Genomic DNA, 17,951 nt, shown 5'->3' on the forward strand with positions numbered 1-17,951 from the left:
CAATTCACCATGAACAAACTAAAATCATTATCCCGGATTCTTTTGATCTGTATCACGATACCTGCTTTGGCGGTTAAAATCAAAAAGTATAAGTCTGACACTGAAATAGAGATCAGCAAATCAGCCACTCATATTGCGCAAATAACAAATGATCGCGTTGTAATTATTGCAGGGAGCACTTATTTATTTACAGTAGATACGCCAGAAGATAAGGGCTTAGTCTCCACAAAAATGAGTGTGAAGCAAATCCTGATGCAACTGAAGTCGAAAGATGGATCTTTTCAAAAGTACAAGGTTACGGATAAGGATGGTACGACAAAAGAAGATGGAGAGCTGATAAACGGCGACCTTCTTGTGGTTACTGCTGAAGATGGAAAAGCGAAAAGGAGCTATCAAATCGTAGTAAAACCGATGGCTGTAGCAGGACACCTTTACTTACAAACCGAGCAGGCCACTGTAAATACAAGTAATGATTTAACCCTTTATTTTAGTGCAGGCCAAAGAACGCCTAATGCTACTGTCCAACTCTTTTTACCTGCGGGTATTGAGGTTACGCTAAACAATACAACTGTTAATGTAATTGGACGTGGAACGGTTAAGTTAAAGGATTTGGCCAGACAATCTATCGGTCGTGTTGGTAGTGCTTATTCTTATTCGAAAGTTGGTACTGTAGCCATTAGCAAAGCTGCTGAGGGGGGCTCAATCCTTACCTTTAGCAACCTGGATTTGAGACCAGAAAATGGACCAGATCTAAAGCTTACCATTGAAAACGTAAAATTAAATAAGGCAGGACAATATTCATTTAGTGGATCATATACAACTGCCAAGCCAGAGGTTTTAACCAGTCCAGCTACTGGTACTGCCTGCGCAACATTGACGGTAACCAATCCGGTTTCTAGCTTTGAAAGAATCGTTAACACAGATATTCAGTATAAAGAAACACCTAATACCTATACTGCTGTTGGTTTTAAATGGGGCATCAATGTCAACATCAAAAATGTGGCTATACTGCAATCTTTGGATAATGGTAAAAGCTGGACCGCAGCTTCGGCTGTAATTGATGCTAAAAAAGCTACAGCTAGAGTATCGGGTTTATTGCCTAAAAAATTATATGCTTTTAAACTTAATGTTAAGGATGGTCCAAATAAGGGTCTATCTAATACACTTAAGTTTTATTCAGGTAAAATGGATGTTAAAAGTTTTGGGGTAAAGGGTGATGGTAACGCAGATGATACCCAGGGTATCAATGACGCTATTGACGCTGCAAATAAAATGGGCGGTGGTACGATTTTGTTTAGTGCAGGGCATTATAATGTGAGGACGGTTCATTTGAAAAGCAATGTTTATTTATTTGTGGATAAAGAGGCGACCATTAGCGCCATTAAAGGGGCAGATGCACCTGAATCTACCTGGTTTAGTGATAAAAAATACCGTTCTGGGCTTTCACCTACTGACCCGGGACCTTATGCTGATCCAGAGAATTACATGACGAAGCAGGATGTCGGCCATCATTATTTTAGGAATACCATGTTTTTTGGGGAGCGACTAGATAATGTGAAGATTATTGGCAATGGTTTGATCACAGGTAATGGGAACTTGGTTAATAGCGATAAAGTGATGAGCAATGCACCGGATAATCGCGCGGATAAGATGTTTACGCTGAAGTTATGTACCAATCTTGAAATTGGCGGCATTTCACGTTCCGAAGACCTTTGGTATGATCCTAAAAAAGATGAACCCTATTACATTGGGAAAGATGGTTCGAAAATAGTTGATGTGAGCAACATGTTAAGGATTGATCGTGCCGGGCACTTTGTTTTACTGGCTACAGGTACGGATCACATCAATGTACACAATACTTATTTTGGTAAAGCAAATCAAAGTAATGCGCGTGATATTTACGATTTTATGGGCTGCAACAATGTTACGGCTACTAATATTTACTCGAAAGTAAGTTCTGATGACCTCATAAAACCAGGCTCAGATTGTTCATTAGGCTTTACACGTCCGGCAAGGAATTATAAAGTCCGCAATATTATTGGAGATACAAACTGTAACTTGTTTCAAATCGGTTCTGAAACCGCTGATGACATTAAGGACATCTGTGTGGACAACATCTATGTGCTTGGTGCCAACAAGGCCGGCTTCTCTATTTCGACCAATGATGGTGCGCACATTAGTGACATTCACCTAAATTGTGGCCATACCGGAAAACTACACTCCCGCTCTCAGATGTACAGAACCAGAGCTCCCTTCTTTATCTCCATCTCTAACCGCGCCCGCATCCTTGGGGCTAGCGTGGGCAAGTATGCTTTTACCGAAAATGGAATAAAACATGATGAATTACTGGTTAAGAATGTGAACATAGGTAAGGTGGAGAATATCATACTTAATGGAATAGATATTTTTGAGGTGTATGGTGGAAGTTCTCATGGCGGTAAAAACGGTCGCTGGAAGGCTTATGATGGCAAACAGGATAAAGCCACCCCAATCATTGCAGGTTACAAATTACCAGACACGGAAACAGTTACAGGTGGACTTAATTTTAAGCTGCCAAACGGACTGCATACGGGTTATATCACAAACATTGTATTTAATGATGTGCATGTACTGGTTAAAGGTGGAAATCCGGCTTCGGATACTACAAACCTGGCACCCGAACTGGGTGTTGGTCAATACAATGTGGGTAATCTAAAAACTCAACCTTCTTATGGAATATGGGCACGCCATGTTAAGGGCCTTACTGTAAAGAACAGCTCATTTAATTATGAGCAGCGTGATAGTAGGTATGCGATCTTTTTAGACGATGTAGTTGGTGCAAAATTAGCTGATTTAAAAATGGTTCGGGCTAACGACAATCCGGTTGTGATTAAACTTAAAAACTCATCGGACGTTGTTGCCGACAACATCGTTTACTTTAAGGACCAGTGGGACAAATCACCGAACAAGCTACCAGCCACTAAGCAATTAGGGATGAGTTCATCAGGTTTTCCCAAGTTGTAGTGTCTCAATCAACTCCTGTATAAAGAGGGTTGCCGATTTCTTTCTGTACCCTCCTTTTTGCCATAAAATAAAGGCTTGTTTATAATATTCCTTTCCGGAGATCGGAATGGCAACCAGGTTTTCCCAGGTAATAAGCGCCTTTTCGTTGAGGATGGTGGCCCAACTTCCATCATCCACCAATGATAGCAAAGAATGGATGTTATTCATCTCAATTTTTATCAGGGGGGAAAGACGTGCTTTATGGAATAGTTCGTCCAATAAATCCCTGGAGCTAAAACCTTTGCTCGGCAAGATCAGCTCCACCTTGGCAAGGTTGGTCAAAGAGATCTTTTTAAGATCGGACATTGGATGATCCTTTGATACCACCATCATAATCCTTGATGAAAAAAGATGCTCCATTTCCAGATTGGCATCGTCACTATCTGTCTGTTCGTGAAAAGCAAGGAGCACATCCAATTCGGCCTGTTTCAGTTTATGCTCCAACTCGGCCGCAGTACCATATTCCACTACTATTTTAATACCCGGGTATTTGGCAGAAAAGGGCGCCAAAGCAGGTAGCAAAACGGAGCTAAATGCAGAGGTAACCCCTATCCTTAGCTCGCCAATAACCAGGTTATTTAACTCGACAATTGCCTGCTTAGACTTCTTTACATCCAACACAATTTGTCTGGCATGATTCAGGAATACCCCACCAGCCTCAGTTAAATGCACATGCTTTCCTATCCGGTCAAACAACATCATCCCCAATTCCTCTTCCAATTGTTTGATTTGTTGAGAAAGGGTCGACTGTGTCACAAAACATGCCGCAGCTGCTTCAGTAAAGTGTAGCATTTCAGCCGCTTTAATAAAATAGTTGATTTGTCTTATTTCCATTGTTGCCGTTATAATCGATCGTTAAAACTAATCAATATCATTAAAACAATCAATTTTACCACTTTAAATCTTATCCCGAAATTTGTAGGACAATAACATTATTTAAAATACTCCATGTTCAGATCATTAAAGTACCGCAATTTCAAACTCTTCTTTTACGGACAATCCATTTCCCTTATAGGAACCTGGATGCAGAAGACGGCGGTAAGCTGGCTGGTGTACAGACTAACAGATTCGGCCATGTTATTAGGCTTGGTTGCCTTTGTTAGCCTTATTCCTTCTTTAATTCTCTCTCCTTACGCAGGGAGTTTAATCGATAGAAATAACAAATACAAAATCCTGCTCATTACTCAAGTGATTTCTATGATGCAGGCCGGTGCATTAGCTGCGATCATCTATTTTCAATTTTACAACATCCCAATTATTATAGGTTTAAGTTTGCTTCAAGGTATCATTAATGCTTTTGATGTGACTTGTCGCCAATCCCTTATGGTTGAAATGGTGGAAGATAAAGCTGACTTACCTAATGCCATCGCACTTAACTCTACCATGGCAAATCTGGCTAGAATCGTAGGCCCGGCCATTGCCGGGGTAATCTTAAGCACTTTTGGCGAAGACTTTTGTTTTGTGGGTAATTTTGTAAGCTATATCCCTGTCCTCATCTGTTTATTAATGATGAAATTGGACCTCAAGGTAATTCCACATGCTCAGAAAAGCATTTGGGCAGAGTTGGAAGATGGTTTTAAATATATATCTGGTGATAAAGATTTGAGTAGTATGATTGTGATGATCGGAATTAGCAGTTTGTTTGTAATCCCATTCAACACGTTAATGCCCATTTTCGCAAAAGATTTATTTCATGGCAATGCCGGGACTTTTAGCTGGTTCGAAAGTGCAGCCGGTTTAGGTTCGGTGGTCGCAGCCATGTATCTGGCCAATTTAAAATCGGCCAAGCCGCTGTTGAAAATCACAATTATTGCCAGTGCCGTATTTGGCTTAAGTTTGGTATTCATGTCGTATTCGAGTATACTACCTATTGCATTGATATTTATGGCACTAAGTGGTGTGGGCATGATGGCTCAAACCTCTGCGATCAATACTTACATTCAAACTCATGCAATCCCAGAAATGAGAGGGAGAGCGATCAGTTATTATGTAATGGCTTACCAGGGAATGATTCCAATTGGCAGTTTATTGATTGGCTGGGCAGCACATGCTTTTGGGCCTAGATTGGCGGTTTGTATAGCAGGCCTCATTGGACTTTTAGCGACAGGTTTATTCTTTATGTATCAAACAAAGCGTGCTCGTAGACCGATTTCAGGATTGCTGTTCAAATCGTGATCTAATGGTTGTTCAAAAGTATGGTCCTCCTGATTTTTTCAGTTGCATTTATTGATTCTTTTCTTCGAGAATGCTCCGCTTTCAACGCAAAATCGTTATTGATCCCGACATCTTTTTCTTTCCATTTTCCAGTGCAATTAAATAATAATAAGTTCCGATTGGCACCGCTTTGCCATTGGTTGTTCCATCCCAAGGCTCGCCGTAGCCAATAGACTGGTAAACAATCGAACCCTGACGGTTGAATACCTTAACAGTACAGCCCTCGGATGCATTTAACGCATTTATAATCCATTTATCATTAATATTATCGCCATTCGGACTAAAAGCATTGGGCACCTTGATGACACAGTCAGCCCCATTAAGGATACTGACGCTTATTGAATTAGAATTCACTACAGGATTAAGAATACACGCACCTCCTGCAACCATAACGCAATAAACAACGGCTCCGTTTTTTAAAGTTGCAACAGCAAAAACCGAACTATTTGTTGCGGTTAACACGCCGTTTACATACCATGAATAGTTAGGGGAGTGTACATTATCAGAAGGTATTGCAGTAAATGTTACGGGAGTACCAGGGCACATAGGCCCACTTACAGATGAAACGATGCTGACAGCAATGGAAGTATAGGGTGTAGTATCTAGGGATGCCGGTCCTGACACAGGCGATGAAACTGGTATGCAGGCGTCATTATTTGTCACCACACATGTAATGACATCACCAGTCTTTAAGTCACTGCTAATGAACTTCGAACTATTTAAACCCACATTCTGCCCGTTAACCTGCCATTGATAAGTGGGATTAATACCCGCATCGATAGTAATAGCTTCATAAGTTAACTCCATGCCTTCACAGGATGAAAAATAAGTAGGTGTGATCTTAACAGATGGGATTAAAAGCGGATCAACTGTTAATATCTGGTCTGCAAAACTAGCCCCATTACTGACCGTTATAGTGGAGACACCCGGCCCAACAATATGAATTTCACCGTTAACAACTATAGCCACAAGAGGATTACTACTGGTATAGGTCACAGGAACATTACTTACCGCTCCAGGATCAAAATCATCACTACAAACTGTTTTTACAGGAAAAGGAGCCAAACTAACTGGGGAAGGCCTAAGCACCTCAATGTTTACATCTGCACTACTGTTGCCGTAAATGTTAAAAGCTGTAATCTTATAATCGGTTGCAACTGCCGGCCCGGTTGGGGTACCACTAATGATGCCTGTACTTGGATCAAAATTAAACCCCGGAGGCAACACCTTATCAATAACATAGCCCGTTAATGTAATTTTCCTAATCAGATCATTTATATAGTCTGCAACATAAAGATTGTCATTTTGATCAAACACCAGTCCTAAGGGACCGTAAAAACTTGCCGCTGTCCCAATTCCGTTCAAATTACCGGTACTACCACTTCCGGCAAGTGTTGTAACCACCCCTGTTGGGGATATTTTTCTTATCACATTATTTCTATAATCTGAAACATATAAATTCCCAGCAACATCTGCATCGAGACTTGTCGGATAATTAAAACTTGCAGCCGCTCCAGTACCATTCAAATAACCGGCGGCACCACTACCTGCAAATGTACTCACCAGGCCTCCCACCGATATTTTTCTGATCTTATTATTCTTACTATCTGCTACATATATGTTTCCCAGTGCGTCAACTGCTACTCCATCAGGATTATAAAAGCTGGCAGAAAGAGCCGGGCCATCATTTGCGGCTGCCGAGCCACTCCCCGCAATTGTGGTAACAAGTCCCGCTGGTGTAACTTTTCTGATCTTATTGTTGGATTGATCAGCAACATATAAATTTCCCGTAACATCTGTTGTCATGCCTCCAGGACCATAAAAACTTGCAGCTGTCCCCATTCCATCGACCGAGCCAGAACCACCATTACCCGCGAAAACAGTCTTAACACCTGCAGGGCTTATTTTATAAATCCTACTTTCATCGAAACTAGAAACAAATATGTTCCCCAAATTATCTACGGTCAATCCCGATGGTGTATTTACATTACCAATGGTAGTTACAATAGCTGCAGGTGTAATCTTTCTGATGGCCCCACTTCCAAAATCTGAAACATATACATTTCCTAAAGCATCAGTTCCTATTCCTGAAGGATTATCAAAACCTGCACCGGCACCTACACCATCAAAAGAAACCGGAGCGTAACCGCCGGCAAACCTGCTTACCATATTATAGCTATTGGCAGGCACTGCCCCTCCAGTATTAACAGGTAGCAAAGGAATGATGCTACTACCAACAATATATGTTTTAGGGCTGGCGTAGGTAATAGCCGGAGCCTGTGCAAGTGATTTTTGCAATGGAAAAAACATCAAAACAACAAACAAGGCCCTAAGAGCACTTTTAATGGTTTTATGATACACAGTTGTTTTAATGAGGGCTTAAGTTTAACGTTAATCCCTGCAAAATAAAGATTTCAATTCAGATTAAAAATTATTCCTTACACTCTACAGCTGCAAATGTAAATCTGCCTTTATCAAAGCTAATTGGCTTTCCTTTTACAAAGTAAGATCTACCTACACTTGTTTCTATCTGGCCAACACCTAAGATGAGTTTACCATCTTTCTTTAAAAAAGCCAATGGATTTTTATAAACGGTTTTATTTGCTGTCCCAATCTTGAAGGTATAATCAACAAACAAGGTATCTCCTTTATATGCACCTACAAACGAACCATCATTCTTCCCTTTTGCTTTATAATTAATAATAAGATCTCCTGTTATCTTATCATTGACTCCAGGTCTAATTGTCATTCTCGCAGTATCTGTTTCATCGATGGCCATATAACATTCTTTAGGAGCCAGGCCTTTTGCTACAGCACTTAAACTATCCTTCAATTCCTTATTTTTCTGAGCATCCTGATTGCAGCTAAACAATAATGGCAAGGCCAAAAAAGACAAATAAAGGGCTGATTTTTTCATAATAACATTAAATAAAAATGAACAATTAACGAGTTGGTTTAATGTTAAATAAAAAAAACAGGTGTATTGTTTTGAATAATTTCAAACAATACGCCTGTTTTATCTTGTCAGCTTATTATTTATTTTTCTAATAGCTGAATCGCTTATTTCCTTCCAATAAGCGTAAAGACTAAATACGAGTTCCCTACACCTTTTCTACGGGTTCTTTACGGCTTTAGCCGTAGAGGGGCCGTTTAGAACCCGTATGGGTATCGGTAGCAAATCAGGTTATTTAAATAACTCCGCTAGTTTCTGATCATTCTCCTTTTCTTCTTCCGAATACAAGCGGCATCGTCCCGTTGTAGGATTGCCCCCAATTTATCATCACTAACCGAACTGTAAGAAATCATTTTTCGATTTACGCTGGAATATTATGAAACTAAAATCCAATGTTAAATAAATAATCTCGGATTATCATTCCAATAGTCAATTTACGCTTTTTCCAGAACAAAATAAAAAAGCCGCTAATCATTACAATTAACGGCTTCAACATGCATATGTAACCTTAAGGAACTTAATTACTACACTGTTTTTAAAATTTAAACTCCACCTAAATACTTACCAAGTGCTTTAACCAATGTTTCTCCTCTCAAACCAACGGCAATGATATTGCCTTTTGGATCGATCAACAGTGTATTTGGAATGCCCTTGATACCAAAATAAGTGGCAATTTCATTTTTCCATCCCTTCAGATCGGAAACCTGAGTCCATGGCATTTTATCATCTTTAATCGCCTTTTTCCAGCGATCGGCTTTATCGTCGAGAGAGATCCCCACAACAGTGAAATTTTTGTCTTTATACTGATTGTAAACTTTTAACACATTAGGATTTTCGGCCCTGCATGGTCCGCACCAGCTTGCCCAAAAATCTACCAGCACATATTTACCTTTAAAGTTTGCAAATTGAACCGGCTTGCCCTCTGGATCATTCTGTGTAAAATTTAACATAGCTGCGCCTATGGCACTTCTTTTCAACACGGTTAATCTTTCTGCGATTTGCTTGCCAATCATGCTATTCTGGGCAGATGGGTCTAATTTTTCGTACGCATAAATTGCATCCTCATAGTTCCCTACAATTGCTTTATCGGAAACGAGGCTGAGGCTAACTGCACTTTTAGGATGTTCAATAATGTATTGATTATTCCGCTGCTTGCGCTGCTTTCCCAAATCCTCAATTTTTGCCTCTAATACAGCTTGCTCTTCATCACTTACTTTCCCCCACTTGTCGTATAAAGAAGATCGCTGATTGTTCAAACCCAGCAAGGTCTGATCATGAGCTTTGTATTCGTCCTGAGTTTTAGAACCCGTTACTTTAAGTTCCTCGATGGTTTTCCCACCTGTAATTTTAATGTTTCCACTTTCTACAAAGAACTGGTAGTAATCGTCAAGTAGCACTACACTTACTTTTTGTGCCTCAGGCATCTTTACAACCCACCTAAATTGACCATCTTTTACTTTCACTGTATCGGTAACAGACTTGCCGTCTTTAAAATAGTAAAAGACAATTTTGCTTTCTTTCAGACCAGAAATATTGCCTAAAACAATGGCTGTCTGCGCATATGCGCCAATACTAGCGCACAACAGCAGCGACATTATAAATTTTAATTTCTTTATCATGATTTAGTTCTTAATATAACCTGGATTTTGATCACCAAATAAAGGATTATATAAAAATGCGTCCTTTGGTATTGGCAATATATACAGTTGTTCACTTATAATGGTCGGTTTCAATTGCTTCACCGTAGCAAAAGGCAATCTAAGCAGTGCCATCCATTCCATTCCGTCTTCTGCAATCAGACTTTTCACGGTCTCCTTATAAATCTCCATCAACAGATCCGAAGGTGTATTTGCACCTTCGACTGCATTGTAAGGAATGGAATTTACCACACTGGTAATTCCGGCCTTCTCCTGCACCTCGTGAACTACAGTCTTGGCTGCCGCTAAACTCCCTCCCGAACGAACAATAGCTTCGCCTTTTAACAAATAAACTTCCGTTAAACGTAATGCGTAATCGGTTTCCGAAACCAAGGTAGGCACCCCGCCTACAAACATGTACTTAGTAAGGAAATAACTTACAGAAGTAGTCCCTCTTTTAGGTCCTATTACCCAGGCCTGACGGGGATCATTATCATAAAGCACTTTCAGCATTGGTGTTGCAACATACAAACTCGAATGCCCAGGCCAATATTGCCAGCTTTTGGCATTGTAGTCCAACTCTTGTCCAGCCTGTGGTTTAAGTCCCAAAATAACTTCAGAACTATTTAATCCATTTTTCTGAAAAATATCCTTGGCATTAGATTCCAAAGTAAAGGGCCCTTCGTCGATAATTTCATCTGCCAACCCAATCAGTGTGGTATAGTCTGCCGCCTTACCACGGCTCATTAAAACACGCGCTTTTAAGGCCATTGCTGCCCATTTAGTCGCATAAACGCCCGACTTTTCTTCCGGACCATTTGCAATGGCATCATCCAGATCCGCCAAAATAAAATCATAACTATCTTTAACCGTACTTCGTGGTTTAGCTATATTACTAATCGTAGATAGTTCATCTCTAAGCAATACTCCATATCGACTATCCGCTTTATACCATTCGCCGTAAAATGTTAATATCTTAAAATGTCCATAAGCTCTTAAAAAACGGGCTTCAGCAATGATTTCCTTTTTCCGTGTGCCTGTAAATTTATTGTCCGGCAATTTATTTACCCCAGTTACCACTCCATTTACGGCATTAATTAACTTATAAGATTCCTCCCAGTAGTAGCTCTGAATACTGGTATTTTTATTGCTCCATTCCGCTCCGAAAGCACCATAGCCATAACCCATATAACCCGCTAATTCGGCAGGTGCCACTTGGTGCGCCTGCCACCTCGTTTTAGCCATAACTGCGTTCGCAAAATAGTAATAGGCCCCATTCAGCGCAGTTTGAGCAGTCCCCTGATCAAGTATCGTATTGGCATCAACTTTATCATTTTTGGGTAAAGCACCCAGTTCTTTTTCGCAGGCACAAAAGGTTGTAAGGACCATGCCCAGCACTAAATATTTATATATATATTTCATGATCTTCTATTTTTCATTATTTCCCATTTCTTTTTATTCACGTTTACTAATGCTTCGCAGTTAAAATCCAAAACGAAGTCCTAAGCTAAACTGCCTTACCGTAGGATAACTACCGGTATCACTGTAACCACCAATTAAACTATACGGATCATTACTTACCTCTGGATCAGCCCCCGGATAATTTGTAATTGTAAAAAGGTTTGTAGCAGAAACATAGACAGAAGCACTGGTCAGTTTTAACTTATCCATCAAGACTTTTGGAAATTGGTAATTTAGAGTAACCGACTTTAACTTAATAAAAGAAGCATCATAAACATTATTGCTTGCCGATTCTGCTGTAGTCAAATCTGACTCCCCTAAAATTAGTCTGGGCCTATTTGAGTTAGGATTCTCTGGTGTCCATCTGTCTAGAATTCTAACCCCTTTATTCGTCCGTAAAAGTGTGTTCTGATTTTGTATATCTGCGAGATAAAAAATATCACCTCCATAAGAAAAGGTAGCCAAAGCAATAAGACTAAGATTCTTGTAGGTTAGGCTGTTGGTATATCCTCCGTAATATTTAGGCTCTGCATGTCCAATAATTTCTTGTTTATTAAAAAGATAGCTTCCGCTTCTAATCGGATCCAATACATATCTGGCGTCGCCAACACCTATATAAGGTGTTAAATTCTTGTAATTAGGATATTTACTTTTGAAATCATCTACTTCCTGTTGCGTTCTATACAAGCCCTCAAAAACATTCCCATAAAGTAAACCCAATGGCTCCCCTACTTTTAGCACGGTATTGCCATACCTATATACTTTTGGGTTGGATGGATCAGCGAAATCATTTGAGAGGGCAAGCACTTTAGACCTATTCCCTGAAATGTTAAAAGTACCAGACCACTGTACATTTTTGTTGCGGATAAATTCTGCCCTTAATGTAACTTCAAGTCCTCGATTCCTGATGTCCGCGATATTTGCCGTTACCCCCGAAAAACCTGAAGTTCTATCTACGGTTGTAGGAAACAAGACACCCGTTGTTGATTTTTCATAGTAACCAATCCCACCGCTTAAGCGTGAATTAAAGAACTGAAAATCTATGCCTGCGTCTTTCTGTAATGTTGATTCCCATTTGAGCCCTTCATTGCCCAATTGCGATGGCACTAACCCATTTAGCCCATTGTAAGATATCGGCGAATAGAGTGTATAAAAAAGATTATCGGCAATATTTTGAGTGCCGGTATAACCTGCACTTGCTCTTAATTTAATCTCATCAATCCATTTTACGTCCTTTAAAAAGTTTTCCTGTGAAATACGCCAGCCTACACCACCCGATGGGAAATAGCCAACCCTATTTTTCTTAGGAAATTTAGAAGAAGCATCAGAACGCCCGGTGAAGGTAAATAAATATTTTTCGAACAAGCTATAATTGGCACGTAGGTAAAAACTGAGCAAAGAATTTTGACCAGAAACACCTGTAGAAGGCAATGTTAAGGCCGCTGAAGAAAGGTTGTTTAAATATTCATCATCAGGAAAACCCTGACCACTTGCCGAAAAAGAATTGCTTTTGGTAATTTGCCATGAAGTACCAGCCAATAAACTTAACCTATTATTTTCATTAAATTGCTTATTCCAGGTAATCGTATTTTCATAAAAGATATCAGTATGCTGCGATTGTGCCTGCGTAGCGATACCGTTATTAGAACTTCCAGGAAAATTGCCGTCATTTTTATTACTGATCAAAACTGTACTTGGCACATAATTGTTCTGACGATAGTTGTTATAGTTCGCTGAAACTGTACTTCTGAATTTCAAATCTTTCAGAATATCATATTCCAAGGCCAATGATCCGATTAAAGAAAGGGTATTTCCCCGATTAACCCCTTTAAGCAGGAATAATGGATTTTGAAAGCCTTCAAAATCCATCGTCCCATTGTCGGAAGCCGTTATAATCCTTGGACTTCCATCTGTATTATATGGGTTAATTGTCGGCGGGGCAAAAAGTGCCTGTGTATACACCCCGTTTGAGATGTTATTGGTAGTTACGCCATAATCCAAATTGGTATTAATACGAAGCCTACTAGTTATCTCATTGTCGAGATTTATTTTACCGGCAATCTTACTGAAATCTGTTCCTAAAACTACCCCATTGTTTTTATTATAGGATAAGGAAGTATAATAACGCGAACCAGCGCCACCGCCTCTTACAGAAATATCAGCATTTGTATTTACACCATTTCGGAGCACAAGATCGAGCCAATCGGTATTGGCCGTTCCCATAAAATCTGGATTTGTTAAAATATCAGTGGCAACAGGGTCTGGCGGATAGGTAATCGGATCATTTAAACCTGCTTTGACATCATTTAGATTTTTAGCAGCTTCTTTAATAATCATGATGTATTGATCTCTATTTAAAAGCTTTTCTTTGATTGGTTTACTTACACCTGTGTAATAATTAGCTTCAAAAACCGGCTTTTGATTCAGTTTACCTTTTTTTGTATTAATAATTACGACACCATTGGCTGCTTTTGATCCATAGATCGCTGTCGCAGAAGCATCTTTTAAAATATCAATGCTTTCAATATCATTGATATTTAAGCCCCCAAGGCTATTTAATCCCCTGGCAAAAGAACCAGATATTGTATTAGCCGGATTATCACCGGCATAACCGCCACCAAAATTCTCAATAGGACTAATAATCTCTGCCGCGCTCTTCAAGTATCTATTCTGAACTTGCATCTGCACCCCGTCGATAATGTATAACGGGTCATTTCCCCCCAATAAAGAGGTTCCACCCCTAATTCTGATCTTAGCAGCTCCGCCAGGTGATCCATCAGCTTGCACAACCTGTACACCTGCTGCTTTACCAGTTAAAGCCTGATCTATAGTAGCAAAGGGGACATTTTTAAATTCCGATACATCTACTGAAGCGACTGAACCTGTCAGGTCTTTTCTACGAACGCTACCATATCCAACTACCACCATTTCATTTAACTTGTTGGTTTCGACTTCCAGGGTCACCCGCATATTTCTTTTTGCTGGCAACTCCCGGGTCACGTAACCTACACAAGAAAACACCAGGATAGCTCCTTCATCAGGCACATTTAACGAGAACTCACCATTCTGGCCAGTAACTGTACTCTTTCTACTCCCCTTTACACTTACATTAACAGATGCAAGGCTATTGTTCTGAGCATTGGTTACATGTCCCTGAATGTCTATGGCATTAAAGGCGTCCACAATCCGATCTAAATAAGAAGGCTTTTTTCGTGTGATTACAATGGTCTTCTCATGAACCTCATAGGTTAAGGACTGACTTTTAAAAATCTCATCAAGTGCCTCCTTCAATTGAACATTCTTTAAATTCACATTCACAACTTTGGCCTGATCCAGCAAATCGCTGCCATAAAGTACAGCCAGACCACTTTGCAATTTAATCTTCTTCATCACCTGCTCTAGTGTAGTATTTTTTGCCGACAAAGTGATGGTTTGGGCAAAACCAGCTGCCCCCACTTGCAATAAGCAACTGGTCATAAGAACTATGATCAATTTAACTCGCATAAACAGTTTTTTCGATAATTTTGGCGGAAGCCACAGACGTGACATACCTAGGTAAAAAGCATTTAAATTCATACTTTTGTTTAGTTTGGGTTAAGATGATAAGTTGATAACTAATTGTTTTTTTCGGTAATTCCGGAAGGGTTGACTCAAATTACTGGCCGTAAAGTGCTTCGAACCACTTTACGGTTTTTCATCCTTATGCTACAAAAGCAGCACAATTATCCCCCTTTACTGCTTAATTTATCTTTCGTAAGGTTCTCTCATGTTCGGTGGTTTAATTGGTTAATTTTTTCTTTAAAGGGAACTATCTCTTCACAATGACCTTATTGCCATCAATCTCAAAATTCACTTCCTCTGTATTTTCGAGCATTTTTAAAAGCTTAGAAATATTTTCAAATCTGGATACACTTCCGGTTAGTTTAACGCCATTTAAATTGTCCTTGTAAACTACCTGTACGTTATACCATCTGGCTACCTTACGCATAATACTGCTGATCTCTTCCCTGTCAAACGTAAACTCGCCCTTCTTCCATGATATTGATGCTTGTGCATCCAGATCTCTCACTTCTACTTGATTAGGACCCGTTAAAATCGCTTGCTGATTAGGTTTTAAGAAATTTGATGCTTTAGATTTAAGATTGGTGACCTTTACTGCCCCCTCAAGTAACGTAGTCCTTATGCTACTTTCATCTGCGTAACTATTGACATTAAAATGCGTACCTAGTACTTCCACTTCCTGCCCTGCACTTTGTACTACAAATGGATGGGCCTTATCTTTAGCCACCTCAAAATAGGCTTCCCCATTAAGTTGAACCTCTCTCCTCTTCCGCGTGTTAAAAGATACCGGATAAGTAATTGATGATGCCGCATTGAGCCAAACGGCCGTACCATCAGGAAAACGCAGCTGATAGGTTTGACCGTTTTCAGTAGAAAGCGTATTTGTCTCGCCCATTTCTCCGCCTTTGGCAGCTCTACTCTTTGCAGAAAGCGTTTCTTTTATTTCGTAGCTAATTTGTCCTTCTGCATCTTTTGTAATGCTTACACCAGCATCTTTAGCCAATTCACCTTGCATAACATCAGAGAGTATAATCTTGCGGCCATTGGCTAAGGTAAGTGTAGCTGAATTTTTGCCTGGAGCAATGTCATTACTGTACGCGATGGCATTTAATAAGCCATTATTTTGTCGGGAAATATAGAAGAGCCCAGCTCCAACTACCAAAAGAATTGCTGCAGCCGCAGCTACACGTGGCCACAAGCGAGTAAAATAAGTCGTTTTATAAACAGCAACTTTTGGCCTTGAGCTAAACACGGCTTCTACTATTCTTTTATCAGCTCCGGGCAAGTACCAATCACTGATTTGGTCATCTTCCGGATCAACAAGCTTATCCTCAGCATAAGTATCCCCCATCAACTGTTGTAACTGCGCATCGTGTTTGCCACTATTCACCTGAGCAAAGAATTCTTCACGTTCAGACGCAGTTGCCTTTCTTTTGGCAAACTGATCAAATAAATAGCTAAATCGTTCCTCCATTTTCTATAATTAAATCGGGCTAATTACCCCCTTTAATTAGATAGAGTGCTGGCAGGTCAAAAAAGTAGTAAGGAGAATTTAAAAAAATTACAAAAAATATTATCTCAATATTAAAGGAGTGGTTAATACCAAAATTAAACCTGCATTTAGTCGCTTAGAAGCGATATCCTTATGAATAAACTGTACAGCAAGCTGAATGTGTTTTTTAACTGTAACTACAGTAATTCCGAGATGTGTGGCAATCTCTTCATATTTTAAACGATCGTAACGGCTCATGGCATATACCTTTTGCTGTTGTGCCGGTAACTTTGCCACTGCGGCGATAATCATAGCACGATATTCTTCTGTCGGATTATCCAGCAAATCAATTTCGCCTTCAACCGTAAGGTACTTTTCAAAATCTGTTCTAAAAACTTTTTCTGCCGCTATTTTTTTCATCGCTGCAAAAGTTTCATTCCTGCAAATGGCAAACATATATGCACCAAAACTATCGATGTGCTTTAACGTTTCCCGTCTCAACCAGATTTTAACAAAAGCATCCTGTACAATTTCCTCTGTGATTTCCTGAGAATCTGTCATTTTAAACACGAATCTTCCCAAAGGTTTATAATACCAATAAAACAATTCGGTAAAAGAGCGCTCATTTCCCTCTGCCGCTTCAAGCAGCAAATTTGTTTCATTGATATGAGCTTTAGCCATTAATTGTTTCCCCTGTACCCTTAAATGTAATGCAGACGGCAATAATAAAGATTTTTAATGGATCTATACAACGGTGATTAAAATCAACGCTTTTCTTTTATTGAATTCATAGAATTTTTAAGCTGTTCAATAATAGAATGGGCAACGGGTGTATTCATCCGTTGTAGCTCTGCAATCATTAGTTCCTGGTCTCTTAAAGACATCTTCTTTTCGGCTTGTTGAAACGAACTTTCTGGTGCGAGAGCAAAAAATATTCCGTCCGTCCATTCATTTCTTTTTCCATCTATGACAAGATGAATTCTATCCGTTGTCCCATTATTAGTCACAGCATGTTCTTCGTTGGCATTGATGTACCAACAGGTTCCTTCATTCATAATAACCCGTTCTCCAGCTAATACAAAATTGACATTAGGGTTGGTTACAATCGGAATATGTAAGCGGAATTCACCATTCTCGTAGCCCAAAGCATTATCCCTATGTGGTTTAATTACTGCTCCGGCATCCAGGCGCATCAATCTCACTGCGAACTTTTCAAATTTAAAAGCGTCGAGAACTTTCGGTATGTAGAGACATACATCCATGATTTCTGTAGCCTTTAAAATAGAATTGCTATCCATCGAGGCATAAATCGATGCGGATGTTCCGTCTTTTGAGAATAAAGCCAGACTTCTCCAGGCCCCGTCGTAATCTGCTTTATTATAATGAGCAACCCAAGCACTATCCTGAATACGTTGCATATCTGCCTGCAATAATGAAACCTTAAATTCAAAGGGTAGTTTCAGCTGTTTAATTGGTTCTTTGTCCATTAGGATAATAATTAACTCATACTGATCAATCTATTCTATTACTTACGCAGGTTTACTATAGTACTGATTGCCGTTATGCCAATCAGTACTATAGTTCTTGATTT

11 protein-coding genes are annotated in these 17,951 nt (G+C 39.6%); 2 read left to right on the forward strand and 9 right to left on the reverse strand.

The window, feature by feature from the left end; genetic code table 11:
* The first annotated feature begins 9 nt into the window (after positions 1 to 9).
* Positions 10 to 3,003: a glycosyl hydrolase family 28-related protein gene (locus tag EZ444_RS20890; RefSeq protein ID WP_131611094.1), complete on the forward strand. Its 2,994-nt coding sequence runs from the start codon at positions 10 to 12 to the stop codon at positions 3,001 to 3,003.
* Here EZ444_RS20890 and EZ444_RS20895 read toward each other — a convergent pair.
* Positions 2,983 to 3,876 (reverse strand): LysR substrate-binding domain-containing protein, encoded by an 894-nt coding sequence (locus tag EZ444_RS20895; protein ID WP_131611095.1) that lies wholly within the window; start codon positions 3,874 to 3,876, stop codon positions 2,983 to 2,985. The two genes, EZ444_RS20890 and EZ444_RS20895, sit on opposite strands and share 21 nt — an antisense overlap.
* A gap of 114 nt (positions 3,877 to 3,990) precedes the next feature.
* Here EZ444_RS20895 and EZ444_RS20900 point away from each other — a divergent pair, with 114 nt between their 5' ends.
* A complete protein-coding gene (locus tag EZ444_RS20900) occupies positions 3,991 to 5,217 on the forward strand; it encodes an MFS transporter (protein ID WP_131611096.1) in 1,227 nt (408 codons plus the stop codon).
* 81 nt (positions 5,218 to 5,298) lie between these two features.
* Here the strand turns inward: EZ444_RS20900 and EZ444_RS20905 are convergent, their stop codons facing one another.
* The 8 genes from EZ444_RS20905 to EZ444_RS20940 form a co-directional block, all read right to left on the reverse strand.
* Positions 5,299 to 7,617, reverse strand: a complete 2,319-nt coding sequence (locus EZ444_RS20905) for a T9SS type B sorting domain-containing protein (protein WP_131611097.1) — start codon at positions 7,615 to 7,617, stop codon at positions 5,299 to 5,301.
* A gap of 70 nt (positions 7,618 to 7,687) precedes the next feature.
* Positions 7,688 to 8,173, reverse strand: a complete 486-nt coding sequence (locus tag EZ444_RS20910) for a hypothetical protein (protein ID WP_131611098.1) — start codon at positions 8,171 to 8,173, stop codon at positions 7,688 to 7,690.
* Positions 8,174 to 8,751: 578 nt separating this feature from the next.
* A complete protein-coding gene (locus EZ444_RS20915; RefSeq protein WP_131611099.1) occupies positions 8,752 to 9,828 on the reverse strand; it encodes a TlpA disulfide reductase family protein in 1,077 nt (358 codons plus the stop codon).
* 3 nt (positions 9,829 to 9,831) lie between these two features.
* A complete protein-coding gene (locus EZ444_RS20920) occupies positions 9,832 to 11,268 on the reverse strand; it encodes a RagB/SusD family nutrient uptake outer membrane protein (protein WP_131611100.1) in 1,437 nt (478 codons plus the stop codon).
* Between the two features lie 60 nt (positions 11,269 to 11,328).
* Positions 11,329 to 14,784: a TonB-dependent receptor gene (locus EZ444_RS20925; protein WP_225874798.1), complete on the reverse strand. Its 3,456-nt coding sequence runs from the start codon at positions 14,782 to 14,784 to the stop codon at positions 11,329 to 11,331.
* Positions 14,785 to 15,115: 331 nt separating this feature from the next.
* Positions 15,116 to 16,342 (reverse strand): FecR family protein, encoded by a 1,227-nt coding sequence (locus EZ444_RS20930; protein ID WP_131611101.1) that lies wholly within the window; start codon positions 16,340 to 16,342, stop codon positions 15,116 to 15,118.
* A gap of 99 nt (positions 16,343 to 16,441) precedes the next feature.
* Positions 16,442 to 17,041 carry an RNA polymerase sigma factor gene (locus EZ444_RS20935; RefSeq protein ID WP_131611102.1) on the reverse strand — a complete coding sequence of 200 codons (600 nt, stop codon included), beginning with the start codon at positions 17,039 to 17,041 and terminating at the stop codon, positions 16,442 to 16,444.
* An 83-nt stretch (positions 17,042 to 17,124) separates the two neighbouring features.
* Positions 17,125 to 17,847: an aspartyl/asparaginyl beta-hydroxylase domain-containing protein gene (locus tag EZ444_RS20940; RefSeq protein WP_131611103.1), complete on the reverse strand. Its 723-nt coding sequence runs from the start codon at positions 17,845 to 17,847 to the stop codon at positions 17,125 to 17,127.
* Between the last annotated feature and the right edge of the window lie 104 nt (positions 17,848 to 17,951).

Origin of the sequence: Pedobacter hiemivivus (assembly GCF_004331685.1) — a bacterium.
GTDB classification, from domain to species: Bacteria; Bacteroidota; Bacteroidia; order Sphingobacteriales; family Sphingobacteriaceae; genus Pedobacter; species Pedobacter hiemivivus.